Annotated in this window: 23 protein-coding genes; 12 read left to right on the plus strand and 11 right to left on the minus strand. The window is 35.8% G+C overall.

Annotation, left to right across the window (positions count from 1 at the left end; translation table 11 throughout):
• The first annotated feature begins 386 nt into the window (after positions 1–386).
• Genes qoxA through qoxD form a run of 4 tightly spaced genes read left to right on the plus strand, consistent with a single transcriptional unit; the run spans position 387 to position 4,202 of the window.
• Positions 387–1,346, plus strand: coding sequence for a cytochrome aa3 quinol oxidase subunit II (gene qoxA / locus ACQKMI_RS02500; protein ID WP_427487043.1), 960 nt, complete (start codon positions 387–389; stop codon positions 1,344–1,346).
• A 27-nt stretch (positions 1,347–1,373) separates the two neighbouring features.
• Complete coding sequence (qoxB, locus tag ACQKMI_RS02505) at positions 1,374–3,317, plus strand: cytochrome aa3 quinol oxidase subunit I (RefSeq protein WP_427487044.1); 1,944 nt, start codon at positions 1,374–1,376, stop codon at positions 3,315–3,317.
• A 1-nt stretch (position 3,318) separates the two neighbouring features.
• Positions 3,319–3,918 (plus strand): cytochrome aa3 quinol oxidase subunit III, encoded by a 600-nt coding sequence (qoxC, locus tag ACQKMI_RS02510; protein ID WP_323647657.1) that lies wholly within the window; start codon positions 3,319–3,321, stop codon positions 3,916–3,918.
• Positions 3,918–4,202, plus strand: coding sequence for a cytochrome aa3 quinol oxidase subunit IV (qoxD, locus tag ACQKMI_RS02515; RefSeq protein ID WP_323647659.1), 285 nt, complete (start codon positions 3,918–3,920; stop codon positions 4,200–4,202). The genes qoxC and qoxD overlap by 1 nt, the downstream gene beginning before the upstream one ends.
• Before the next feature lie 561 nt (positions 4,203–4,763).
• On the opposite strand, the gene ACQKMI_RS02520 is transcribed toward qoxD, so the two are convergent.
• Positions 4,764–5,609 carry an alpha/beta fold hydrolase gene (locus tag ACQKMI_RS02520; protein WP_427487045.1) on the minus strand — a complete coding sequence of 282 codons (846 nt, stop codon included), beginning with the start codon at positions 5,607–5,609 and terminating at the stop codon, positions 4,764–4,766.
• A 379-nt stretch (positions 5,610–5,988) separates the two neighbouring features.
• Here ACQKMI_RS02520 and ACQKMI_RS02525 point away from each other — a divergent pair, with 379 nt between their 5' ends.
• Positions 5,989–6,849, plus strand: coding sequence for a DUF6612 family protein (locus tag ACQKMI_RS02525; RefSeq protein WP_427487046.1), 861 nt, complete (start codon positions 5,989–5,991; stop codon positions 6,847–6,849).
• Positions 6,850–7,045: 196 nt separating this feature from the next.
• Here the strand turns inward: ACQKMI_RS02525 and ACQKMI_RS02530 are convergent, their stop codons facing one another.
• Both ACQKMI_RS02530 and tsaA read right to left on the minus strand, forming a co-directional pair.
• Positions 7,046–7,597: a GNAT family N-acetyltransferase gene (locus ACQKMI_RS02530; protein WP_427487048.1), complete on the minus strand. Its 552-nt coding sequence runs from the start codon at positions 7,595–7,597 to the stop codon at positions 7,046–7,048.
• A gap of 53 nt (positions 7,598–7,650) precedes the next feature.
• Entirely contained in the window at positions 7,651–8,112 is a 462-nt protein-coding gene (gene tsaA, locus ACQKMI_RS02535) for a tRNA (N6-threonylcarbamoyladenosine(37)-N6)-methyltransferase TrmO (protein WP_427487339.1), read from the minus strand.
• Positions 8,113–8,337: 225 nt separating this feature from the next.
• On the opposite strand from tsaA, the gene ACQKMI_RS02540 reads away from it, so the two are divergent.
• Positions 8,338–9,342 carry a nucleoid-associated protein gene (locus ACQKMI_RS02540; protein ID WP_427487050.1) on the plus strand — a complete coding sequence of 335 codons (1,005 nt, stop codon included), beginning with the start codon at positions 8,338–8,340 and terminating at the stop codon, positions 9,340–9,342.
• A 709-nt stretch (positions 9,343–10,051) separates the two neighbouring features.
• Here the strand turns inward: ACQKMI_RS02540 and ACQKMI_RS02545 are convergent.
• Positions 10,052–12,079, minus strand: coding sequence for a helix-turn-helix domain-containing protein (locus ACQKMI_RS02545; RefSeq protein WP_427487051.1), 2,028 nt, complete (start codon positions 12,077–12,079; stop codon positions 10,052–10,054).
• 137 nt (positions 12,080–12,216) lie between these two features.
• Between ACQKMI_RS02545 and ACQKMI_RS02550 the strand changes: the two genes are divergently transcribed.
• A complete protein-coding gene (locus tag ACQKMI_RS02550; protein WP_427487052.1) occupies positions 12,217–13,455 on the plus strand; it encodes an MFS transporter in 1,239 nt (412 codons plus the stop codon).
• A gap of 12 nt (positions 13,456–13,467) precedes the next feature.
• Positions 13,468–14,910 carry a M20 family metallopeptidase gene (locus ACQKMI_RS02555; protein ID WP_427487053.1) on the plus strand — a complete coding sequence of 481 codons (1,443 nt, stop codon included), beginning with the start codon at positions 13,468–13,470 and terminating at the stop codon, positions 14,908–14,910.
• A gap of 195 nt (positions 14,911–15,105) precedes the next feature.
• On the opposite strand, the gene ACQKMI_RS02560 is transcribed toward ACQKMI_RS02555, so the two are convergent.
• The 4 genes from ACQKMI_RS02560 to ACQKMI_RS02575 form a co-directional block, all read right to left on the minus strand.
• Positions 15,106–15,831, minus strand: a complete 726-nt coding sequence (locus ACQKMI_RS02560; protein ID WP_427487055.1) for a metallophosphoesterase family protein — start codon at positions 15,829–15,831, stop codon at positions 15,106–15,108.
• A gap of 22 nt (positions 15,832–15,853) precedes the next feature.
• Positions 15,854–16,357, minus strand: coding sequence for a DinB family protein (locus ACQKMI_RS02565; protein ID WP_427487057.1), 504 nt, complete (start codon positions 16,355–16,357; stop codon positions 15,854–15,856).
• Between the two features lie 105 nt (positions 16,358–16,462).
• Positions 16,463–17,005, minus strand: coding sequence for a TlpA family protein disulfide reductase (locus ACQKMI_RS02570; RefSeq protein WP_427487059.1), 543 nt, complete (start codon positions 17,003–17,005; stop codon positions 16,463–16,465).
• Positions 17,006–17,055: 50 nt separating this feature from the next.
• Positions 17,056–17,433, minus strand: a complete 378-nt coding sequence (locus tag ACQKMI_RS02575; protein WP_427487062.1) for a hypothetical protein — start codon at positions 17,431–17,433, stop codon at positions 17,056–17,058.
• Positions 17,434–18,159: 726 nt separating this feature from the next.
• On the opposite strand from ACQKMI_RS02575, the gene ACQKMI_RS02580 reads away from it, so the two are divergent.
• On the plus strand, positions 18,160–18,639 hold the full coding sequence (locus ACQKMI_RS02580; protein ID WP_427487063.1) for a DUF6530 family protein: 480 nt from the start codon (positions 18,160–18,162) through the stop codon (positions 18,637–18,639).
• Between the two features lie 19 nt (positions 18,640–18,658).
• The gene (locus ACQKMI_RS02585; protein WP_427487064.1) at positions 18,659–20,035 is read left to right on the plus strand and encodes an MATE family efflux transporter; all 1,377 of its coding nucleotides are present in this window, start codon (positions 18,659–18,661) and stop codon (positions 20,033–20,035) included.
• A 100-nt stretch (positions 20,036–20,135) separates the two neighbouring features.
• Here the strand turns inward: ACQKMI_RS02585 and ACQKMI_RS02590 are convergent, their stop codons facing one another.
• Complete coding sequence (locus tag ACQKMI_RS02590; protein ID WP_427487066.1) at positions 20,136–20,471, minus strand: hypothetical protein; 336 nt, start codon at positions 20,469–20,471, stop codon at positions 20,136–20,138.
• Positions 20,472–20,769: 298 nt separating this feature from the next.
• On the minus strand, positions 20,770–20,970 hold the full coding sequence (locus ACQKMI_RS02595) for a cold-shock protein (RefSeq protein ID WP_053484870.1): 201 nt from the start codon (positions 20,968–20,970) through the stop codon (positions 20,770–20,772).
• 500 nt (positions 20,971–21,470) lie between these two features.
• On the opposite strand from ACQKMI_RS02595, the gene ACQKMI_RS02600 reads away from it, so the two are divergent.
• Positions 21,471–22,520 carry an ABC transporter ATP-binding protein gene (locus ACQKMI_RS02600; RefSeq protein WP_427487068.1) on the plus strand — a complete coding sequence of 350 codons (1,050 nt, stop codon included), beginning with the start codon at positions 21,471–21,473 and terminating at the stop codon, positions 22,518–22,520.
• A 60-nt stretch (positions 22,521–22,580) separates the two neighbouring features.
• Here the strand turns inward: ACQKMI_RS02600 and ACQKMI_RS02605 are convergent, their stop codons facing one another.
• Entirely contained in the window at positions 22,581–23,504 is a 924-nt protein-coding gene (locus tag ACQKMI_RS02605) for a substrate-binding domain-containing protein (RefSeq protein WP_427487069.1), read from the minus strand.
• Positions 23,505–23,976: 472 nt separating this feature from the next.
• On the opposite strand from ACQKMI_RS02605, the gene modA reads away from it, so the two are divergent.
• Positions 23,977–24,762 carry a molybdate ABC transporter substrate-binding protein gene (gene modA / locus ACQKMI_RS02610; protein ID WP_427487070.1) on the plus strand — a complete coding sequence of 262 codons (786 nt, stop codon included), beginning with the start codon at positions 23,977–23,979 and terminating at the stop codon, positions 24,760–24,762.
• Positions 24,763–24,764: the final 2 nt, after the last annotated feature.

Below are 24,764 nucleotides of genomic sequence, written 5' to 3' on the forward strand. Positions count from 1 at the left end.
ATACTAATATTGAAATAACGATTTTTGTTCAAAAAATGTTCATATTCTCCCCCATTTTATTATTAAAAATATAAAAAAATAATTTTTTTTCTTTCAAACGGGGCGTATAATCCAATATGCAAACAACAACATTTGTGTCGATCGATTATGACACATTGTTTAAAAATCGATTACACAGATTAATGATTTTGCGAACGCTTGCATTAGACCAATCAAATACTAATTTCAATGTTTCATAATGAACCATGCCATTGTAAGTATTTCTGATTATTTGATTGGTACATCAATTAAAAGAGGTGACCGTATTACCCACTATTTATAATTTCGAATCTATTATATAAACACATGAAATTTATGAATAGCCGTTTTATAGAAAGGAGTCAAACATGAAGAAAAAGTTAAGCTTAATGTTTGTTGCATTTAGTGCTCTTGCAATTCTTGCTGGCTGTGAACCGCTAACAATCTTTGATCCAAAAGGGCCAAATGCCAAAACATTATCAGACACAATTATTTTATCCATTATTACAATGGCCTTTATATTACTAGTCGTGTATGTGCTTTTAGCATTTATGCTAACTAAATATCGTGCTTCAAAAGCATCTGCCGATTATGAGCCTCCTCACGAAGAGGGTAGTCATCTACTTGAAATAATATGGACAGTTATCCCTATTATCATAGTGGCATTCTTGGCAGTTGTTACTGTAAGAACAACAAGTACAGTCGAGACAACACCAGAAGGTTATGACAATAAAGAGCCACTTGTTATTTATGCATCATCCTCTAACTGGAAATGGCATTTTAGCTACCCAGAGCAAGGAATTGAAACTGTAAACTATGTAAACATTCCTACTGACCGTCCAATTGAGTTCAAGCTTTACTCATTCGGACCAATCACAAGTTTCTGGATTCCTCAATTAGCAGGACAAAAATACGCGATGAGTGACATGTTAACAACTATTCACCTTGCTGCAGATGAAGTTGGTTCATTCATGGGACGTAACTCTAACTTTAGCGGTCGCGGTTTTGCTGAAATGGAATTTGAAGCGCAATCTATGACACAAAAAGACTTTGACGAATGGGCTTCTGATGTAAAAGCAAAGGAAAAACCATTAACAAAAGAAAAATTTGATGAACTATTAAAAGCAGAACACGTTGGTCGTTCAAGCTATTCATCTACACACTTAGAATTTAGTCCTGCTCCAATGGAACACAGTGAACACATGAAAATGGGCGACATGGATCATAGTGATATGAACATGTCTGAAAAAGAAATGGATCACTCTAAAATGGATCATGGGAATCATTCTGATTCAGACAAAAATTCTGAAGAAACACATTCACATTAATTTTTATACCTGAAAGGAGCGCATCCAATGAGTATGGAAGAAGTATTCCATCCTATGCAAGAACCGATGATTTTAGCGGCAGCTATTAGTATCGTTGTTGGAGCAGTGGTTATCGTAGCTGGCCTTACGTATTTCAAAAAATGGGGCTATTTCTACAAAAACTGGCTATCAACTGTTGACCATAAAAAAATCGGTATTATGTATATCGCTACAGCACTTTTGATGCTATTCCGTGGCGGTATCGATGCACTATTAATGCGTGCACAAACGGCAGTTCCTGATAATGGACTTCTTGATGCACAACACTATAATGAGATTTTCACAACACACGGTTTATTAATGATTTTATTCATGGCTATGCCATTCGTAATTGGTTTAATGAACGTTGTTATCCCACTGCAAATTGGTGCACGTGACGTTGCCTTCCCACGTCTGAATGCAGTCAGCTTCTGGCTATTTGCAGCTGGTTGTGGTTTATTAAACCTATCATTTATCATCGGTGGTTCACCTGATGCTGGTTGGACAGCATACTTCCCATTAGCTGGGACAGAATTTAGTCCAACTGTTGGGAACAACTACTATTCTTTAGCTTTACAATTATCAGGGATTGGTACGTTAATGACTGGTGTTAACTTCATCGCAACAATCATTAAAATGCGTGCACCTGGTATGACATTAATGAAAATGCCAATGTTCACTTGGTCAATTTTAATTACAAACATTATTATCGTATTTGCATTCCCAGTATTAACTGTAGCACTTGCATTAATGATGCTTGACCGTCAATTCGGTACACAATTCTTTGCAATGCAAAATGGTGGTATGGATATGCTTTGGGCCAACCTATTCTGGGTTTGGGGACATCCTGAGGTTTATATCGTTATCCTACCTGCTTTCGGTATCTTCTCTGAAATCATTGCGACATTTGCACGTAAAAACTTATACGGCTATAAATCAATGGTTATGAGTATGGTCGTTATTTCGTTACTATCATTCTTAGTATGGGCCCACCACTTCTATACAATGGGTCACGGTGTAATGGTAAACAGCGTATTCTCTATTACAACAATGGCAATCGCTGTTCCGACAGGGGTTAAAATATTTAACTGGTTGCTCACAATGAGACACGGTAAAATTCAATTTACAACTCCTATGCTTTATGCTCTTGGCTTTATTCCTATCTTCACAATTGGTGGGGTTACAGGGGTAATGCTTGCAATGGCAAGTGCTGACTATCAATATCATAATACGATGTTCTTAGTTGCCCACTTCCACTATGTATTAATTCCAGGTACAGTATTCGGTGTACTTGCAGGTTACCACTACTGGTGGCCAAAAATGTTCGGTTTCCGTTTAAATGAAAAACTAGGTAAAGCTGCTTTCTGGTTTATCGCAATATGCTTTAACGTAACATTCTTCCCTCTATTCATTTTAGGTTTAGATGGTTACGCTCGTCGTATGTACACTTACTCTGAGTCAACTGGCTACGGTCCATTGAACATGCTATCGTTCATCGGTGGTATTGGTCTTGCTGTCGGCTTTGCGTTAATCGTATATAACATTTACTACAGCTGGAAACATATGCCACGTAATGAAAAAGCAGATGTTTGGGATGGTCGTACGCTAGAATGGGCTACTCATTCTCCAGTACCAGAGTATAACTTTGCAGTAGTTCCAACTGTTACACGTTTAGATGAATTCTGGTTCGCGAAAAAAGAAGGTCGCGATATTACAGCAGGTAAAATTGAAAAAATTCACATGCCTAACAACACTGGCACACCTTTCTGGATGAGCGGATTCTTCTTCCTTGCAGCATTCTTCGCTGTATTCAATCTATGGGTGCCAGCAATCATTAGTATGATTGGTGTATTTGGCTTTATGATTCATCGTTCATTTGAAAAAGATCATGGTCGATACATTTCAGTTGAAGAAGTTACGGCAACTGAGAAAAGCTTGAGAGGTGATAAATAATATGAAAATCGATTCTTCACTTCCATTAGAATATAGTACAGAAGAAAATCGCCTGAAAATTTTCGGTTTCTGGATTTTCCTTGGTGCCGAAATCGTATTATTCGCCACACTATTTACAGTGTATTTCACACTTCATACACGTACAGGCAGTGGCCCAAATGGCGCTGAGATTTTCGAATTAACACCAGTATTATGGGAAACATTCTTATTATTAACAAGTAGTTTCACAATTGGTCTTGGTGTTCATGCAATGCGTATTGGCAATAAAAAAGCGATGATGGCATTTTTCATCATCACACTTCTATTAGGTCTTGGCTTCTTAGGCATTGAGATTGATGAATTTATCACATATGTTGATGAAGGTGCAACAATTCGAACAAGCGCATTCTTATCAGCATTAATGACTTTACTTGGTACGCACGGTGCCCACGTAACATTCGGTTTCTTCTGGGGCGTTGCAATTTTAATCCAAGTAGCTAGCCGTGGCTTAAACCCACAAACGGCTAACAAAGCGTTCATCTTCTCACTGTACTGGCACTTCCTAGACGTTGTTTGGATTTTCATCTTCAGCTTCGTCTACTTGAAAGGACTGATTAGCTGATGAAGGAATTATTCCCAAAACAACATGTGATGGGCTTCGGCTTCTCACTATTACTAACGGTTGTAGCTTTAGCTGTTGTTAAATTCGATATGTCTCTTAACATGGCATTTGGTGTTTTACTAGTAACTGCTCTTGCACAAGCAACTGTACAATTAGTATTATTCATGCACATCGGTGAATCTGAAGACAAGAAAACGTTATATACAACGATTTTATATTCAGTATTCGTTGGTGTTGTCACAATCATTGGTACATTATTCGCAATGATCTGGGGCTATAATTGATAAACAGAGCCGAGAAAATGGTATCATTTTCTCGGCTCTTTCTTTTTGTCATTCTATTTTTTCAACGCCAAAGCACACTCAACTCAAAAATACCAATCCTTCTCCCCCCTCTCTTACTTATTTGCAACCATATCAAGTACATATCTGCTTAATTTTGCCTTAGTTTAATTGCGTCCAGAATTGGCTTTGTGCTTAGATATGCAGATGTTTTTAGTCTGTGCGTAAGTGAAGCAACAACAACAACATGAGGGCCGACACGATGAATTTGAAGACCTTCAATTTACAATAAGCTTTTCCGGTTCATCATGCCCGCCTACAAGACAAAACCATTAGAATCCTCTATTCAATAACTAATCCACTAATGATCGCTTATGTCTTAGCACCCTTACTACTTTATTTTGGCTGTTTTCTCAAAGATTGTTTGCTTCTAGTTTGTTATCTTCTTCAACTTAAGGTCCCGTTAGCAGCATAAGAAAAGTTCGTCGATATGAAAGCCTTGATCCTATGCTATTGCCCCATTAGTAAATAAGCGATTGCTCTTTTTTGCAATCGCCACGTAGCTCAACATTTAGATACCCAGGTATGAATTTCATTAGCTACTTTTTGGGGGTTATCCCAATGAACCATATGATCAGTTGCTTCCATTGAAACAATGGTGACATTTTCTATATGCTGTTTTAATTTGTTGATTCCTGTTCTTCTAGCGTTTATTAACTCTTTGGGAAGAGTTGCGTGGATAAGAATCAATGGTGATTTTATGTATGGATACGTTGTTGTAAAACTTTCTCTAAAAAATGCTTTAATAATAGATAATACAGTAAACTTTGAACTAATAAGTTCATATTTTTCTCTTTTATTAAAAAGTGTTTGAACCATTTGTTCAATCTTTTCATTCCATCTGTCAGTATATTGTTGGTACTCCCCGATTACATCAGCCCAAGTGTCAAAAACCGAGGAATGCTCAATATAATCATTCCACCCATCATATACTTTAGAAAAAGTCATATCTTCTTGGAAATCTGGAAACGTATAGCCACCTTCAAGTAAGATAACCCCTTTAATTTTTTTAGGGTACATTTTAGCATAGTGTAATGCTATATCAGCTCCCCAAGAATGGCCCAAAATATAAAAGGGTTCTTTTAAGACTTGTTCGAATACATCGTTATACCATTTTGCAAGACTTGAAAAAAGATAACCATCTTCATTTACAAAAGGTGATGTGCCTCCGTGACCTGGATTATCAAAAGATAATATATGAAAATCATCTATCAGGTATTCAGCTAACTCGAAAAAGACTGCACCACTATTTCCAAGTCCGTGTAAACAGACTATTGTCGGTTTATTATTCTTTCCTAATTCGTAATAATGAACATCAAACTCTTTAATACATAAACTAATATCCTTCATAATACCCCCTGTTCAGAATTGTTTATATTTGTTTATTTCTACACATTATTACACTACCCCTTCTTCAACTAACCTGCTCCGTGAGTTGAATAGCAATAATCTTTTCGAAAACAACCTTATTAAAAAAAGAATATATGGCATAAATCTACTTTTTATATCATAAATAAAAAGGGATTGCTTTATTCTTCTATTATTATTCAAGAACCACTTCTCTTGCGACTTAGGATAAGAAGGAAGGCTTATAAACAGGGGCATACGTTGGGCATTTACTATTATTTTAATATTGAATTAGTAATATTTATAAAATAATGAAACTTTTCCTTTTATAGTCATGTATACTAGTAGATATTGTTTTTACCAAGAATAGGAGATGAATGTAATGAACAAATTTTTTAAAGTTTTAAGTGTTGGAGCACTAGCACTAACATTAGCAGCTTGTAACAGTAGCGCTACCCCAACGAAAGACACAACTAAAACAAGTAAACTCACTTTAGAGGAAGTATATGAAAAAGCGGTAGAGCGCCAAGCTGACATTAAAAGCTCGAGTGCAAAAATGGAGATGACTCAAGAATCCAAAGTTGAAGCAGGCGAACAATCTATGGAGTTTTCCATCGATTCAAAAATGAATATGGATTTAGTTACTGATCCAATCGCTATGCATTTATCAGGTTCAATGACAATGCCAGATATGGCTAGTGAAGGAAAAACAACTTCAGAAATGCCGATTGATATGTACATGAAGAAGGATCAAGGCGTTTTCATGAAGGATACAGCATCTGACAGTTGGTTTAGATTGCCAGACGAGCAATTAGATACAATGTTAGAGCAAAATGCATCATCTGCTAACGCTAAGGCACAATTAGACCAGCTTAAAGACTTTATTAAAGATTTCAAATTTGAGCAAACAGATGATGCATATGTCTTAACTTTAGACGCTAAGGGCGATAAATTTAAAGAACTTATCGATTCTGAGATTAACAAATCAATGAAAGATATGGGTCTTGAAAATAATCCACTTGATAACTTAACAATCGATAAAATACACTACATTTTACAAATCGATAAAAAGACTTTCGATACAAATAAAATGGATATGAATTTCGATTTAAAAATAAAAATTGAAGATCAAGAACTATCAACGAAAACAAAATCAGTTGTGACATACACTGATTTCAACCACCTAAAAACAATCGACATTCCACAAGAAATTATCGATAACGCACAATCTATCGCACAATAATAAACATAAAAAAAGGAATCTGCATACTTTAATGTACGCAGATTCCTTTTACTTTTGGTACTACTTCAATTAAAACATCCCATTAGCATAACAGACGAGTCTCTCCGCAAATGAACTAATCACTTCACTAACGGAAATCGGCCTCACTTAAGCTTAACAACATCCGCAATAAATTCCTTGACCATGTTACATACATTTAATATGCCTTAGCCTCTATAGAATAATGGCGTAATCCTTCAAAATCCTTCAGTTCTGGATTAAGATTGTTATACGTATAGTCATAGTTCATACCCAGTTTATCTACAATTCGCAAAGATGCCACGTTTTCAGGATGAACAACTGCAATAACCTTCAGTAAACCGATCTTATTAAATGCATATTTCAGTAATGCTTGTGCAGCTTCATACGCTATTCCCTGCCCTCTATAAGCTTTCGAAATACCATAATATAATTCGACCTCAGTTTCTTTTACATCATCTGGACCAAGGCCACAATAGCCAATTAACGTTTGCCTTTTCCTATCTACTATGGCTAGATTCAATTTATGTATTTTGGTAAGTGTATTTTTTTCGTTACATCGAATGGACCACTCTATTATCCGCTGAACATCATCTCGACTAGGTACATCCTCTGGGATAAATTGATAAAAATCAGGCTCAGAAACGACTTCATATAAATCATCCAAATCAGTTAAAGCATATGGGCGAATGATTAGCCTTTCGGTTTCAATATGTAGATTCAAAAACATATTGTTTACTCCTTCAATTGAATTAAAACCTTCATTTGTTTTGTTAACATATACTAGTTCCAATAATCCTTCATTAAATCAGTTGCCCAACTTGGCTGTTTTAATTCACCTTTTGGTAAAAACTCTTTCATGACAGGTTTTATATCAATAATTGGTGTTCCATCAATAGCATCGAGGCCTCTAACGATTAAAGTTCTATCCTTTAATTCTAGTAATTCTACAACCGTTACCCCTATTTTATTAGGTCTATTTTTACCTCTCTGAGCGAAAATACCAACTTCCGGATAATCCTTATTATTTCTTGGATGTCTCGCTTCATATTGAATTTTCTCATCTACAACTTTATCAAAATAAAAAATGATTTCTAAATGAGAAAAATCATCAATCCCTTTTAAAGAAGATTCATGAATATCTTTTGTTAATTCAATAGCAGAAATGACGTCACCCCAATTGTCGTCTTCAATCATTTTCCGGCTATTGCTCACTACAGCTATTGGTTTAATGTTATAGATCATATTTATGCTTCTTCCCTTCGTGAAATTCTCCATGCACATTTCCGTTTAATTCCAGTATACTTCAGCTACCGCCGATGATATAGCAAATGTGCCAAAGAATCTCTTAAATGTATGTATTCACTGCTCTTTTTTGTTTTATTATTTGTAAAAATAAAATACATGAAAATGTTGCGAGGGATATGTTATGGTATATTATCTACAATGAAATTTTAGAAGGTGGAAAACATGCTAGAAGTAAGTGAAAGTAAGTTAGCTCAATATATTATACATTTTATTGACGATACACTCGTGTTAGGTGAGGAATCATTGTCACAGCCAGAGGTCATGCTAGAGGCAGCTTTTACACAGCTAGCGTTTAGCAAAATTGATTTGGAGCAGCAATTCGAATTTTTTCATGAAACAGATATTGGGTTAAATGAGGTCTACACATATGTGAGGGCAATTTTTGATCAGGAGAATAGTTTTCTTGAACAATCAATAAACATTGCTAAACACTTACATAGTGTATCTCAGCACCCTAACATTAAAAGTGGCGAATTGTTTATCGGATTATTTGACAATTGTTTTCTATCTACAGAAGCTAAAAAAATAATCGCCATCGTTAAAATTGATGAAAAAGAAATGTTTTTAGATGTAAAAAACGATCAAAACAAAATGGTTATCAATGGTATCGATGGCATTAATGTAAAAAAAGTCAATAATATGGCCATTATCGTAGATATGGGGCCGGAACAGGCACCTGCTGTCTTTATGAAAACGAAAAGGAAAGAAGATGTTATCTACTGGCAAGAACGATTTTTAAAGATTAAAGCTGCAGATGAACATTATTATAAAACGAATTTAGCATTAACAGAATGCAAAAAATATATTTTAAAAGAAGAAAGCTTTACAAACACTGAAAAGCTGGGTTTTTTAAATAAAACGCTTGATTATTTTAGAAATGAAGATGATTTTCAAGTAAATAATTATATTGAAACGGTGTTTGAAAATGCAGAGCCAACACAAAAAGATATTATCATCAATTCGGTAAAACCTTATGAAACCGTTATTTCTGAGAGCGCACTTGAAAAGGCTGAGAAAAAATATAAACGTAAAATTAAACTCGATTCCAATATTGAAATCCAGGTAAACGTACAGGATATCGAGCGAGTAGATGAACTAATTGAAGTAGGTTACGATGAATCTACAAATCGAAAGTTTTATAAGATTTATTTCCAGGAAGAACTATAAATCAATTATGGTTCGGCATAATTGCGTCCAGAATCGGCTTTGTGCTTAGGCCTGCAGATGTCTTTTGTGCGAAAGCGCAGTGCTAACGTAGCGGCAGCAACACGACGCAGGTCAGTTAGCTGTTATCGCATGATGCGATGATTTTAGGCTAACATCCTCTATTGAACTCCTTTCCGATTCCCTGACATCCGCCGGAGGCTTTAGGCAAACACGATGTTGGTCACTCAGTCGTTGCCACAGGACGTGGCGTTCTTAGACTGAGTGCCTCTATTTCAGCGGATGTTTGGACACCCGCTGAAAAGTGACTTAAAACTGAATCCATCTCACCACCTATAGTGGTAGGGAGACTTTTGCTGAAAGAAGTTAAATGTATGAAAATGAGACTCTCCTAGTTTAGGGGAAGTCTCTTTTTTTGCGCATCACCATAATGTGTGGTTGATTTCAGTTCTGCCTGGGCAGCGAGCAATAGATGTTTTTTGTGCGAAAGCGGAGTACTAACGGAGCAGACAGAGACAGGGAGTTGGACACGAGGACGTTATTACAGGACATGAAGCTTTTAGCCTTCGTTCCCCTTCCCCTGCTTCGCTACAGGGTCTCCCAGTCTCCTCTTCAATCAACTTATATGGCATACGTTTTAACAATTGTCATCCACAACTTTTGGTGATGAGACCTTTTTGGTAATCTATATCTTTATACAGTAAAAATAATATTAATAAACCATTCCCCTTAAATATCTAGCAAGTTGCAACTTTAGAACATCTTCGGGACTATTAAAGGAAATGATAAGTATTTCTTCTATTTTCTTTAGTCGTTGGTACAATGTATTAACATGAATATGTAGTTGTTTCGCGGTCTCGCCTGCTGAAGCATTTTGTTCTAAATAGACTAATAAAGTTTCTTCTAGTTGATTTTTAGCATTTTCTAAAGGTTGAAATATTTCATTAACAAAACTGAGTAGCTCATCTTGTGTTTGATGTATAAACAGTCGATTCACACCGATTTCTTGATAGTGCATAATCCCCCAGCGTTGTCGCGTAATTAAAAATGATAAGGCTTTATCCGCTTCATTGAAGCTTTTCTGGATATTTTCAAGCCCTTGGTACATTGAACCAATGCCGATTTTTATTAAATTATTTTTTGTTTTCTGCCAATTGCTCTGCATTTGCTGTACAAGATTCTGTATCTCATTTCCTTGTCGCTTAAATTGGCATAACACCGTTATCTTGTTACCAAAGCCAAAAACGATAGGCGCATGTTGTTGAAAATGCTTTTTGATCTCTCCAATCAAAAAATGTACTTGCATGTCCATCACTTGAATGTCAGAGCTCGTTGATAATTGGATTATAATCACAGCATTATAGGAATTCAAATGGATGCCTAGTTCTTCTGCTTTCTTCGTAAGCAATACATGATCTTTACACATTAAAAAGTCATGGAAAAGATCATGTATTTTCTTATAAAAAGAATCCACAATTGTTTGTTTCCTTATCATTTCTAACGCTATAATTGAGCTTGCTTGTTCAATAATTAATTTGTTTATGGGCAAAAGTTCACGTTCATTAGTCCCAATCAGCAGTACACCAAGTATTTGACCCACTCCAACGATAGGTTGTACATAACCATCAACCATTTCTCCATCTATGTCAAAAGTGTAAAATGCAGGTGAATTTTCAATTCTAATGATGTGCATTATATCGGCAAAAGAGATCCACTGCCTAGGGCTTGCAAAGCTTGAATCATCCGTTAAATCTACAATAACAAGTCGATGTTTTATCATTTTCCGTATTTCATTTGCAATTACTTGCATGCCTGTGTTTTGAAGAGAGAGCTTCATTAAGGTTTGATGAATTTGGTCGCGTTGAAGTAGCAATTCATTTTGTAGCTTTAAATTTTCAAATAGCTTTGAATTCATCAGTGCTATGGATACTTGGTCGGAAAAGCTTTCTAAAAGTTGTTTATCTTCTATTGTTAATAGTGGGATTTTTCCATTTTGATAAATGATTAGCACACATAATATTTGTTCCTCTACAGAAATCGGCACAGAGATGACTGATTGCAAATTTTCAAACTTATAAGCATCTAATAAATGGCGTAGATTTTTCTCTGACACTGACGAAGATGCCTTTAGGACATCCATATAAGAAGTCAGAATCATAGATTGATTTTCTTTGAACGTTTTCCCTATAATCCCTTCCCCTACTTTCATTCTCATATTTTTAATTTCCTCACCAGGTCCCCCTGCCCACGCTTTTGGTATAAGTGCATCTTCTTCTTCGTACATCCAAAGAACACCGAAATCGGCTGACGGAATAACCGACAGAGCATTTTCTAGAATTTTTGTCAGTAACGTATTTATATCATTTAAAATAGAAATCTCCCGAATACTTTCCATCATTTTATTTCTAATAAATTGCTCTTTTTTTAACATTGTCTCCGAATAATATGCACGCAGCAATGTGTTTAAAGCCTGTTCTTCTGCTAATGAAAGGGAACAATTTGTATTTAATCGAAAAACAAAAGTGCACTTTTCCTGAAGGTAATAATAATAGTCGGTATAATCAGAAGTTCGCCACTCCTTTTCCACTTTTGTATAGCAATAAGGAGGTGGCAAATGTGCTTCAATCTCTTCAGAAATAACAAGAGAGAAATGATCGTCATGGATGTTCTGCCATAGCTGAAAATGTGTAAGGTTACATGTTTCTATGAAAAACCGTTTTAGTCTTTCTTTATTTGTCATTACGTTTCTCCTCTATTTAATGTGTAAGTATCTATATTTAATAACTATATTATATGGAAATACACATTGTCTGAAAAGTCTAATTTTTTTATACTTTGCACTATACACAAACCTAGATAGCACAGAGGAGGGGGAAAATGGTGAAGGCAACAAGATCGCAAAATATGAAGTATGTCGTTATTGCCATGTTGTTTTTAGGTTGGTCATTAGGGAACTTCGATCGTTTTATCATAAATTTTGCTATTCTTGATATTTCTAAAGAGCTAAGCCTCACTGATTCATTAACAGGAATAGTGTTAAGTAGCTTTTTTGCTGGATATGCTTTAATGCAAATTCCAGGAGGATGGCTTGCGGATCGCTTTGGTTATAGAAAAGTACTTGTCATTACCATTTTAGTGTGGTCGATTTTTACAGTACTAACTGGCGTAGCATGGTCATTTATTTCTTTAATTATCATTCGATTTCTTTTCGGAGTCGGGGAGGGAAGTTATTTCCCTGCTGCATCAAAAGGAATTGTCAATTGGTTTCCTAAGAACGAACGCAGTAAAGCTATGTCGTTTATGTTAATATCAGGCTCAGTAATGGGGGTTGTTGCACCTATTGTTGGAACATTTCTGATGAAGCAAATGGGCTGGCGAGCGATTTTTTACATCGTAGGTGCAATTGGTGTGCTCGTTGCATTCTGTTTCGTTTTCTTCGTGAAAGAGCGGAAAACTTCAAATTCGGTACAAAATGAACAAATTTCTCAAACAAAAACACCTTTAAAAGATGTTTTGAGGACACCGATGATATGGCAATTATTTATTTCTTATTTTAGTATTTACGCTGTAAACTGGGGATTAATGTCTTGGATGCCTATGTATTTATCGAAGGTAAAAGGTTTAGATTTAACAGCGGTCGGAATCTATTCGGCGATCCCCCCTTTTGTAGGCATCTTCGCTATGCTGTGTAGCGGCTATATTTTAGATAAAATGTCACAAGGGAAAGATAAGATAGTTGCTGGTATATTCGCACTCGTAGCAGGAGCCTTTCTTTTATTAATGGCAACCGCATCAAATATGCTAATATTTACTCTTTGTCAGTGCGTTGTAACAGTCATGCTGTCATTTAATATTATTTTAATTACAACCGTTCCGCTGAAAACGCTTCCAGAAGGAATTGTAGGAACAGCGAATGGCTTTATTAATACAGGCGCACAGTTTGCAGGCGTATTAACACCTATGTTAATTGGATTTTTAGTTGAGGCTTTCGGAGGGTCCTATAATGCAGCATTTACGATGCTTATTTGTTTTACCATTGTGTGTGCTATGTCGTTATTTATGATTAAACAGAACAAACAAACTGTTGCCATCCATACCAATGAATTAATAGATTGAGGAGCTGAAAAAATGAATTTCACGGATAAAATTGCATATTTAGTTGATGAAAAGAGTGAACTATACAAACAAGTGAGTGATAAAATTTGGGAGTTTGCAGAGATAAGATTTGAAGAAATGAACTCCGCAAATTTATTATGTGAGACCTTAACGAGTGAAGGATTCAACGTTGAGCGAGGGGTTGCAAACCTAGAGACTGGGTTCATCGGAACATTTGGTAGCGGGAAACCTGTGATTGCAATACTTGGAGAGTATGATGCATTAGCTGGTCTAAGTCAACGTGCTGATAGTCTTGAATATGACCCAATCACACCAAATGGTAATGGACATGGCTGTGGACACAACCTACTAGGTGTCGGTGCATTGGCAGGTGCAATCGCTGTTAAAGATTACTTAAAAGAAAATAACCTATCTGGAACGGTGAAATATTTCGGATGTCCTGCAGAAGAAAGTGGCTATGGCAAAACATTTCTAGCAAGAGACGGTTATTTTAAGGATGTAGATATTGCACTTTCTTGGCATCCTGGAACGGTTAATATAGTCTTACATGCACGAGCAAATGCTGTTATTAACGCTACTTTTAAATTTAAAGGTCGTAGTTCGCACGCAGCTGCTTCACCACATCTCGGAAGAAGTGCGCTAGATGCTGTAGAACTAATGAATGTTGGCGTTAACTATTTAAGAGAACACATCGTGGATGAAGCAAGAATTCATTATGCTGTCACGAACACAGGTGGAATTGCACCAAATGTTGTACAAGCAGAAGCTGAAGTAACTTATCTTATTCGAGCGCCAAAGCCAAATCAAGTAAAAGATTTATATAACCGCGTCCTTAATTGTGCAAAAGGTGCAGCAATTATGACGGAAACTACAGTAGAAGAGCAAATTGTCGGCTCTTGTCATAACTTAATTCCAAACAAAACATTAGAGGAAGTCATGTATCAACATATGCAGGATTTAAGCAAGGTTAAACTGACTGAGGAAGATATTCATTTTGCACAGAAAATATACGATACACTTTCAGAAGAAGAAAAACATGTAGCTGCTTTACAAGTAGGCAAAGAAGTTGCGCAGCAATTGGATAAAAGACCAATCATAGATTTCATTGCACCACTTCCAGAGGAGCCATTTTTCATGGGAGGCTCAACAGATGTTGCCGATGTCAGCTGGAATGTACCAACCGCACAATGCTCGACAGCTACTTGGGCATTTGGTACACCATTCCACACATGGCAGGTTGTCGCACAAGGAAAATCAGCATATGCACATCAAGCGACACTTCTTGCAGGTAAAGCTATTGCTTGCACAGCGATTTCTACACTAGAAAATCCGACGTTAATCGAAAAAGCAAAAGAAGAGCTGAAACAACGCCTCGACGGGGAAACATATGAAGCATTGATTCCAAAGGACTTAGTACCTCCTAAACTTACAGAAGCAATTCCTGTAAGGGTGTAAATGTAAGAAGTATTTTGTGAGACTTTCTATTCGAGAAAGTCTTACTTTTTTGTTTGAGCATAAAAAAATATAGCGTGTAGGAAATGATAATGAATACTTAGGTAATTGCCATAAAAGATAAAGCTCACGACAGTATTTAAGGTGATTGAAAATAGGACTTGTTTTTTGATTTACTAACAAGTCCTTTTACTCATTTTAAACTCTTCCACACTTTAATGCTCTGGCCCAATCAGATCTATTTTGAGCTTCACTTTGTTTAATAACTTCCGTAGTATCATAAGGGATACTTACTTGCTCAATAATCCATTCACCATACCGTTTTTCTACAACTGTATAATTCGCAAATGGTGTACCTGATTCAATCTTATAATAGAACGGTTCAGCTTCTTCATAAGCTGGCAATCCAATACTACCTGGATTAATAATGATTTTGTTATTAGGTAAATAAACAATCGTTGGTAAATGGGAGTGACCACAAAAAATAATATGTTGAGGTATATCTTTTACTAAATACATTATTTCTTCTGTCTGTTTTAATGTAACACCATTTGGCGTAATGTCATTCAACATATATAGCTCATCATTTTCAGGTGAAGCATGACAAAAGTAAAAGTCATCTGTCTGCATCGAAAATGGCAGGTTAATTAACCAGCTTTTATGTTCTTCCTTGAGCATGTCTAATACATATTGAACGGTTGGATTTTCCGATGAAGATTGCAATAATATCCGATCACAATTTCCACTCACACTTTTAATATCTATACTCTTTATCATTTCAAATGTCTCTAGCGGGAATAATGGTCCATAAAGAGTGTCACCTAAATTATAAACGCTATCGATATTTCTATATTTTATATCCTCTAACACCGCTTTTAGTGCATCTTTATTTCCATGAATATCTGATAGTACAGCTATTTTCACGATATCCTCACCTTAATTATTTTTATATTTTTGGAGCTTCCATACCGAAATTTGCCCATTCCTCTTTAGCCGGACCATATATGCCGGGGACAGTTAACCCCGCCTGCCGCATAAGAACCGTCATTTGTCCACGATGGTGATTCTGATGTTGAATCAAAAACATTAAAAGTGTACCAATTTGCATGTCTTGACCGAAAAATTGAATGTGCTCTTGAAGGGTTTGATCAGTCCAATTTGTTTTTACCGCTTGCACAAACGCATTATTAGATTGAGAATAACTATCTGCAATAAATTGTGCAGAAGTAGAAACAGGATAATCTTTAGTTGGAGCATCGAATGTTAAATTTGTATTCGAAGTAATAATGCGAATTGCAGTAACCGTATGCCAAGCAATCCGTCCTAAAGTCCAATTTTCAGATGTTATTTCCTGCTTAAGTGATTCATCAGTTAGATTATTCAATAACTTCTGTGTACAATTGGCTTCGTACTCCCAAGACTTAAAAAAACCATTTAAAGTCTGATACATAATAATATCCCCTCTTTTCTTGCATAATTATTTAATAATTCCACCTATCAATTATGCCTAGGTATAATCGCGCCTGGAATCGGCAAGGAGCTGTGCGTTTACAGATTAGTAAAGTTTATCAATATAATCATTTAAATCTTTTTGATTAATTCCTCCCTTTATCTTGTACTTTAATATACCTTTAGAATCAAAAATAAGAGTTGTTGGATAAGCCACTATTGCAAATGATTTTTGAAGTGTACCATCTAAATCAAGAAATATAGGGAAATTCAAGTTGTATGTTTCTTGAAATTCCATAGCCTTTTCACTACTATCATGAGAAGTTGCATTAATCGCTAACAGCTCAACATTTTCAGATTTATTATTATAAAAATCCCTTAATTCAGAAGCCTCTTCTTGACAAGGCCCACACCAAGATGCCCAAAAGTTAACGATTAAGACCTTTCCATTGTATTCTTTAAATGTTGTTGTTGATTCGTCTAATCGTGTTAACTTTGCATCAAAAACTAGCTGTTTTGTTCCATCATCATTTTCTACTATCGGGTTAACTGCTGCTTCTTTTAGGAATACATTTTTCACAACAATTCCAGCAAGTAATATGATTAACAGTGCTGAGAAATATAAACCTAAACGCTTTTTAAACTGCATAAATAATCACCTAAATTACCCCTTTAAATATCATTTATCTTCAAACGTACCTAGATTGAATTTTGATAAGCTACTATTAATTTTTCTTTGGCTTTCTGACCAGTCAATCCTGTTTTTAATAATTCATTAGATTTTTGATGATCTACTATTTTTGTAAATTGTTTTAATAAGTTATCTATCAAAACATCAGGCATCTCGCCTATGCTTTGATCTGAGTCATGTCCCTTTGGTAATTTGGTTTCTTTAATCATTACTCTTTCACCATTTAATTTTGTGACATAATGACGAATATAGCCACCTTCCTTTTTAATTTCATATTTTGCTTTGCTCTGTTTATTTTTATCTAAAAATAAATCTGGAGATAGTCTATTTAGTTCATCTTTTTTAATAGTATCTATGTAATTATTATTTGTAGATTGGATCATCATTCTATTGACCTCCTTCATTCGTTTTTTATTCTCCACTATATAAATTAATTAGATCATCACCATTACGTGTGGTTGATTTCCGTTCCAACTGTGCACTTTCCTGGGAGCGTCCGAGCCGCTTGTGCCAACAAGTGTTTTTTTTGCGAAAGCGAAGCGGCAGCAACAAGTGTTTTCTGTGCGAAAGCGAAGCGGCAGCAACAAGTGTTTTCTGTGCGAAAGCGAAGCGGCAGCAACAAATGTTTTCTGTGCGAAAGCGAAGCGGCAGCGATGTTGGTCACGAAGACGTTATCACAGGACGTGATGCTTTTAGCCTTCGTTCCCCTATTGCTGCCCCCAAGGAGTCACCCGGTCTCCACTTCATTCAACAAATGGCACCCACAACCTTAAATGACTAACCAATTATTTACCATTTTAGCCAATTTTATTAATTCAGTCTACTCTCTATAGAACGTAGTATCTATCCCCCTTTTATTCAATATAACCTGGCGAGATGACATTTTTTTAGCTGTGAAAAATTTCTCTAACAAGTCAGTAGTGATTTTCATATTAATATTGCGAAGATCATCTTGATGTTTTCCCTTTTTAACTAGTTTGTTTATGCGATCCATGTTACGAAAAAAATTTCCATATAAAAAATTGACCTCCGAATTTGTCCAATGTTACATTTACTAATGCAGTAATTTACTAAATTACTAAATTTTTGAATGAAAAAGGGGGTTGCAATTGATGAAAATACCTACACATTTAAAGCATAAACCTGTTATTGTTGCTGAGAATTACGCCGATATTGATGGGCGCACTGCTTATCATACAGACGCACAGGGGCTTTCACTTGGCTTAGCTCAATGGAATGACAGAGGCAAGGTTGATATTTCAGCTAAGGTGTGGCGCCATACAGGTGGTAAATGGTCACGTCAATCGGAGGAACTACCGCTTCATCGCGTACTTGACCTCGCTATTTTAGTTTGTGAGTCTCAGCTTTATTTTAAGGAAGCTTATCGCTACGATAATTTATATGATGAAGAAAATCCTATTATTAAGCGTGTTGGCTTACAAGGGGATGCAATGACCGTGGAAGTATGTACGGAAAATGAACAAATTAAAGAAGACATTCAGCTCTTTAATCAAGCATTAAGTGCGGATGGTGAACTAATTGGCGAACGCCTGCGCACGCTATCACATATTTTAAAGGAAATGGGTTATTAAAACCCAGGAGGGCAAAAAAATGGACCAACAAATTTTACATGATGATAAAAAGCTACAGAAAGCTTTTTTTAACTTTTTGATCCCTGTAATGCTAGCGAATGTGTTGCAATCATTAGGGCAAGTCTTTGGCATGTTTATAGTTGGGCGCAATTTAGGGGTCGATGCGCTAGCGGCGATTTCAGCATTTTTCCCGTTCTTCTTCTTTTTAATGGCATTTGCTATTGGGATTGGCTCAGGTAGCTCGATTTTAGTAGGGCAAACATATGGGGCTGGCAATCATGAGAAGATGAAGGAGGTTGTCGGGGTAACACTAGCCTTTACGACGATTTTATCAATTGTCGTCGCGATTTTTGGTGGCTTTTTCATTGAGTGGATTTTACGCTTTATGCATACTCCCGCAAATATTTTAGATATGAGTATTAGCTATGCTCAAATTCTATTTTTCACACTACCAATTATGTTTTGGTATATGGTGTACACAACCTTTATGCGTGGTGTAGGTGACTCTAAAACACCCTTTTTATTTTTAGTCACAAGTGTAATTTTAAATATCGCATTCCTACCACCTTTAGTTTTTGGCTGGCTCGGTCTGCCTAAGTTTGGCTTAAATGGTGCTGCTTATGCCTCTGTTTTATCAAATCTGGTGACGATGTTATTATTATTTGCCTACTTGCATAGAACAAAGCATATTTTGCGCTTAGACAAATCGATTTTACAGCATTTTAAATTAAAGAAGGATATTTTATCTTCATTATTAAAGTTAGCCATTCCAGCAAGCATTAGTATGGTTGCGATCTCTGTAGCGGAAATTGCTGTCATTGGCTTCGTTAATGTTTACGGCTCTGATGCTACTGCCGCTTACGGTGTTGTCAATCAGGTCGCTAGCTATGCACAAGTGCCTGCGATGAGTATCGCGATTGCGACATCTGTATTTGTGGCGCAAGCTTTAGGGGCTAACTCTACAGAAATGATTAAAAAAATTCGTCAATTAGGTGTGCTTATTAACTATACTTTAGGCGGCGCTATTATTTTAATTATGTATTTATTTGCAGAGCCTATTTTATCTTTCTTTATTGATAAACAAGATACAGTCCTGATCGCAAAGGATTATTTATATATTGCATTTTGGAGCTATTTAATTTTTGGGCATACACAAACCGTTTCAGCTACAATGCGAGCTACAGGTGTTGTCCTATGGCCTACAATTTTCCTAGTCATCGCGATTTGGGTAGTCGAGGTGCCATTGGCGTTTATTTTATCGCACTACACTACATTCGAGCTAAATGGCGTTTGGTTAGCTTACCCTACTGCCTTCTGTGTACATTTTGTATTACAATACGCATACTTCAAGCTAGGCTGGCAAAAACGAACATTAAAAGCAATGCTAAGCGATTAATCTTTATAATAGCGTCTGTAGACAAAGCCGCACGTAACTTTGTCTACAGGTAATTTCATAAGTATTTAGGGTAAGTAGAACACCCGATAGCATTAATAAATCATGATTTAGGAGGAATTATTCCCCAAACTAATAAAAGAAAGAAGACTAAACCAATTAAAAAGAAGATGACTGAAGCAATAAATATCGGACCTATTTGATAAGTGAACTGTTCCCTTTTCTGAATTATGCCTGTTTGCCCACTAACTTGAGATGCAAATAACCTAGTCATAGATCCACCACTACTTGAAAAGTAAAAAGTACCCCCAGCAAAAGCTATACCAGTGAAAAACATTACCTCGATAAACCTTACGGAGAAAAATGAAGCAATAAAATACGTAATTAAGACTTCTACAATAAATGCTACTATCATAATAATTAAATTTTTACTACGCAAACAACCCCCTCCTCTCTACAGTTTATGATCCTTACTCTATATACGATCAAACTGAAATAAAGTTCCAACTTTTGCTGTATTAACCATTTTACATTTATCGGTGAAGAGATTGATGGAGAAAGTGTCAAAGAAATTAAATTAATGTTTGATGATGTTTTTGATGAGTTGAATTATCAATTGTAAAATGGAGTAAAAACAGGAAGTAATAATCTATCCTTCCATTACATCACATCCTTTTTTGCATAAAAAAAAGGCATCCTACTGAAAGGATGCCTTTTTTATGGTTACATCATTAAAATTAAAGTTTTACGATGTTTGTAGCTTGAGGTCCGCGTTGACCTTCTTCTACTGAAAATTCAACTTTTTGACCTTCTTCAAGAGTTTTGAAGCCGTCACCTTGGATAGCTGAGAAGTGAGCGAATACGTCATTTCCACCTTCTACTTCGATGAAACCGAAACCTTTTTCTGAGTTAAACCATTTTACTGTACCTTGTGTCATTTGAATGACCTCCATTAATTGTATTAATTAAAATCATATTACCAAAAGAAAATTCACATATTACAAAAAGCATCAAATAAAACACGATTACTCTTTGTAATATGTGAATTTATTGTTCTCTTGAAAACGATTTTATTAATTATAGTATATAAAAAAAAATCATATTTGTCTAGTGCAAATGAAATTTTTTTAATATCTATTCTCAAACTTACCTACTCCGTTACTAAAATAAGCTCAATTAACGTGGTATAGTAACCCTTTTTGATCAACAAATCCCCATAATTGAACATTGATGATCTTTCACAAATAGTTAGTCACTATCTTTGAAGATGTTCAGCGCAAGCGTTGAATCACCTAGAACATGATTGCCGAATCCTCTTTGATCTACCCAGCATTTTTTTAGATTTTGTCCGGCGTTAATATCTCTATCACGATGTGTGCCACAAGAATATGTTACAATGACTTTTATTTTAGTTATCATATGGAACGAGGTTTAACAAATGAGTTTTATTAAGCTAACGGATATAGAAAAAGCATATAATTCCCAGAAACCTGTATTAAAAGATATTAATATAACGATTGAAAAAGGCGAATTCTTTGTATTAGTAGGCCCGTCTGGTTCAGGTAAAAGTACACTTCTGCGCCTTATTGCTGGCTTAGATAAAATGACAACTGGCACCATACAAATAAATGGAGAAACATTAGATATGGCTTCCCCTCAAGAACGAAATCTATCAATGGTTTTTCAAAATTATGCACTATACCCTCATCTAACAGTGGAACAAAATATTTTATTTGGTTTAAAAAGAAAGGGAGTTCATAAACAAGAGCAGCAGAAACGTTTACAAGAAAGTGTTGAACTACTAAAGCTGACAAATTATTTACATCGAAAACCAAAAGCTTTATCAGGAGGTCAACGTCAACGTGTTGCACTTGCACGTGCTATTGTAAGCCAATCTCCGCTGTGCCTGATGGACGAGCCTTTATCCAATTTAGATGCACAATTACGAACACAAATGCGGACAGAAATCAAACAACTACAAAAAAAATTGGGCTTAACAACTATTTATGTAACCCACGATCAAACAGAAGCTATGACCATGGGGGATCGAATAATGGTTTTACATAATGGATGTATTCAGCAAATTGGAACACCTCTAGAATTGTATAATCAACCAAAAAATCTATTTGTCGCAAGTTTTATAGGCTCTCCAACTATAAACATGGCAACTGCAGTTCTAGAAGATTCTACGCTCATTATTGAAAATCAATTTAAAATGAAACTTCCAACCGATGTTTATGCACGTTTACCTCAACATACACCATTATCAGTCTGCGTTCGGCCAGAGCATCTCGAAAAAGGAGACGTTTTGCATCTACCTATAGTAAATATTGAACAGCTAGGACATGAAACACATATCATTGTCCGATTGGCAGATCAAATATGGACGATCAAATGGAGTGGCCAACATACTTTTAAAATCGGAGAAACACTTTCTCTTCAGCCTCAACACCTATTATTTTTTGATGCGGAAACAGAATTATTATAACTATTCCGATCAATGAAAAAAACTTGCCTTTTCGGCAAGTTTTTTTCACACTATACATTATTAAAGTGTTTCATATATAATTTGTCCCATTTGAGTGACGTCATAATCTCCTAATGCGACTACTTCTGATTGGAAATCTGGTGAATTTAAAATCTCTTTTACCGATTCAATCAGCAGTTGGTTTTCGGGAGTTTTTAATAGGACAATATCATAACGTTCTCTAACAAGTGGTATAAAGTCAACATCTATGAGCTTCGATATTTTTTCAATGCCTATCCCAATGTCTGCATTCCCATTTGCGACAGCAGAAGCTACATCTACATGGCTCATTTCTTCTTCGTTATACCCTTCAATTGAGGATGGAGATATGTGATGAATGCGTAATTGTTCATCTAGGAAAGTACGAGCACCTGAACCTTTTTCGCGATTCATCAATTTTAGTGATTTGGTCTTAAAATCATCCATTGATTGAATTTGCAATGGATTTCCTTTTTTCACATAAAAGCCCGCTCGACGTGAAATCAGATTGAGAAGAACATAAGAGTGACTTACAAAAATCTTTTTCAAATAAGGTGTATTATAATCCCCTGTATCACCATCGTACAAATGTAAACTAGCAATATCACATTCCCCATTATACAGCGCCATGACACCATTAAAGCTACCTTCATGTGAGCGCAATACTTTATTTGATTGTTTTTTCTCTATATATTTCCCTAATAAGTCTAAAGCTAAATCTTGTCCGCTAATAATAATTTTTTTATTGTTTGTCGAAGGAGTAGTCGAGGCAGCAGATGCAGCAGGAGTTGCTCCTGTCTTGCTCTTTTGTATATATAATTGTAAATCGGTTCTATCCACACGCATTTGTCGGCCCACACGGAAAATAGGTAAATCTCCCTTTTTCACTAAATCGTAGATCGTTAATTTTGAAACCTTTAATAATTGAGCCACCTCTTCAATCGTATAGGAATGTTCCTGTGACATGTAAAAAATCTCCCCTTCTGCTTCTATTGATTCTATAGTAACGTAATTATAATATTTTTGGCATCACCAAAACGTGTGGTTGATTTCCGTTCCGACTGGGCGCTTTGTTGTTGCTGTCGCTACGCTTTCGCACAGATAAAACATTTGCCGCTGACGCTTCGCTTTCGCGCAGAGCAGAGCTTCCTGGGGGCGTCGGGGCAACAGGATGTTGGTCACGAAGGCGTTATCACAGGATGTGATGGTTTTAGCCTTCGTTCCTCTATCGCTAATCCCCTAGGAGTCGCCCAGCCGTAACGAAGATCAGCTTATTTACATAGTATACGGTTAACAAAAGTCATCCACAACTTTTGGTGATGAACCATATTTTTAACATCTTGAAAATTTCTAGCGATTTGGTATTTCTTTTTTAGACATAACTAATTATAATTAGTTATGTCTTGTTATAACGAGTTATAAAAGGAGTATAATCAAAGTGAAAAAGTATTATAGCTTAATAGCTTCATTGTTACTATTGGTCGGCATATTAGCAGGTTGTGGTAGCCAAGGAAGCAACAACAAAACAAACGAACCAGTTGAATTAACGATTTCCGCAGCAGCTAGTTTACAAGAATCATTAGAAGAGCTTCAAAAAGCCTATGAAAATGAACACGATACTATTAAAATCACATTTAACTTTGGTGGCTCTGGTGCTTTACAACAACAAATTTTAGAAGGTGCTCCTGTTGATCTTTTCTTTTCAGCAGCAGAAGATAAGTTTGATGAGCTAGTTCAAGAAGATTTAATCGATAAAAAACAAGGAACGAATCTTTTAGCGAACGAATTAGTTTTAATCGTTCCTAAGAAAAATGAAAAACAGATTCACTCATTTGAAGACTTAACGAAAGTTGATAAGATTGCTGTTGGTACACCTGAAACGGTTCCTGCTGGCAAGTACGGTATAGAAACATTGAATAACATGAACCTTTGGAATCATGTAGCCTCAAAAGTAGTGTATACAAAAGACGTACGACAAGTTCTTACATATACAGAAACTGAAAATGTTGATGCAGGTCTGGTTTATAAAACAGATGCCCTTGTATCAGAAAAAGTCGATATCGTTGCTACAGCCAAAGAAGATACACATACACCTATTATTTATCCTGTAGGTGTTATCAAAGATAGTAAGCATGCAAAAGAAGCGGAAGATTTTTATCACTATTTACAAAGTGATCAAGCGATAAAAGTTTTTAAAAAATATGGATTTCAAGGAACTCATTAATA

Origin of the sequence: Lysinibacillus sp. NPDC097214, from assembly GCF_050277945.1 — a bacterium.
Classification (GTDB): Bacteria; Bacillota; Bacilli; order Bacillales_A; family Planococcaceae; genus Lysinibacillus; species Lysinibacillus xylanilyticus_B.

What these genes read in the sequence shown, in the direction of transcription:
- qoxA (WP_427487043.1), top strand. Translation starts at nt 387, where the DNA reads ATGAAGAAAAAGTTAAGCTTAATGTTTGTTGCATTTAGTGCTCTTGCA.
- qoxB (WP_427487044.1), top strand. Translation starts at nt 1,374, where the DNA reads ATGAGTATGGAAGAAGTATTCCATCCTATGCAAGAACCGATGATTTTA.
- qoxC (WP_323647657.1), top strand. Translation starts at nt 3,319, where the DNA reads ATGAAAATCGATTCTTCACTTCCATTAGAATATAGTACAGAAGAAAAT.
- qoxD (WP_323647659.1), top strand. Translation starts at nt 3,918, where the DNA reads ATGAAGGAATTATTCCCAAAACAACATGTGATGGGCTTCGGCTTCTCA.
- ACQKMI_RS02520 (WP_427487045.1), bottom strand. Translation starts at nt 5,609, where the DNA reads ATGAAGGATATTAGTTTATGTATTAAAGAGTTTGATGTTCATTATTAC.
- ACQKMI_RS02525 (WP_427487046.1), top strand. Translation starts at nt 5,989, where the DNA reads ATGAACAAATTTTTTAAAGTTTTAAGTGTTGGAGCACTAGCACTAACA.
- ACQKMI_RS02530 (WP_427487048.1), bottom strand. Translation starts at nt 7,597, where the DNA reads ATGTTTTTGAATCTACATATTGAAACCGAAAGGCTAATCATTCGCCCA.
- tsaA (WP_427487339.1), bottom strand. Translation starts at nt 8,112, where the DNA reads ATGATCTATAACATTAAACCAATAGCTGTAGTGAGCAATAGCCGGAAA.
- ACQKMI_RS02540 (WP_427487050.1), top strand. Translation starts at nt 8,338, where the DNA reads ATGCTAGAAGTAAGTGAAAGTAAGTTAGCTCAATATATTATACATTTT.
- ACQKMI_RS02545 (WP_427487051.1), bottom strand. Translation starts at nt 12,079, where the DNA reads ATGACAAATAAAGAAAGACTAAAACGGTTTTTCATAGAAACATGTAAC.
- ACQKMI_RS02550 (WP_427487052.1), top strand. Translation starts at nt 12,217, where the DNA reads ATGGTGAAGGCAACAAGATCGCAAAATATGAAGTATGTCGTTATTGCC.
- ACQKMI_RS02555 (WP_427487053.1), top strand. Translation starts at nt 13,468, where the DNA reads ATGAATTTCACGGATAAAATTGCATATTTAGTTGATGAAAAGAGTGAA.
- ACQKMI_RS02565 (WP_427487057.1), bottom strand. Translation starts at nt 16,357, where the DNA reads ATGTATCAGACTTTAAATGGTTTTTTTAAGTCTTGGGAGTACGAAGCC.
- ACQKMI_RS02570 (WP_427487059.1), bottom strand. Translation starts at nt 17,005, where the DNA reads ATGCAGTTTAAAAAGCGTTTAGGTTTATATTTCTCAGCACTGTTAATC.
- ACQKMI_RS02575 (WP_427487062.1), bottom strand. Translation starts at nt 17,433, where the DNA reads ATGATGATCCAATCTACAAATAATAATTACATAGATACTATTAAAAAA.
- ACQKMI_RS02580 (WP_427487063.1), top strand. Translation starts at nt 18,160, where the DNA reads ATGAAAATACCTACACATTTAAAGCATAAACCTGTTATTGTTGCTGAG.
- ACQKMI_RS02585 (WP_427487064.1), top strand. Translation starts at nt 18,659, where the DNA reads ATGGACCAACAAATTTTACATGATGATAAAAAGCTACAGAAAGCTTTT.
- ACQKMI_RS02595 (WP_053484870.1), bottom strand. Translation starts at nt 20,970, where the DNA reads ATGACACAAGGTACAGTAAAATGGTTTAACTCAGAAAAAGGTTTCGGT.
- ACQKMI_RS02600 (WP_427487068.1), top strand. Translation starts at nt 21,471, where the DNA reads ATGAGTTTTATTAAGCTAACGGATATAGAAAAAGCATATAATTCCCAG.
- ACQKMI_RS02605 (WP_427487069.1), bottom strand. Translation starts at nt 23,504, where the DNA reads ATGTCACAGGAACATTCCTATACGATTGAAGAGGTGGCTCAATTATTA.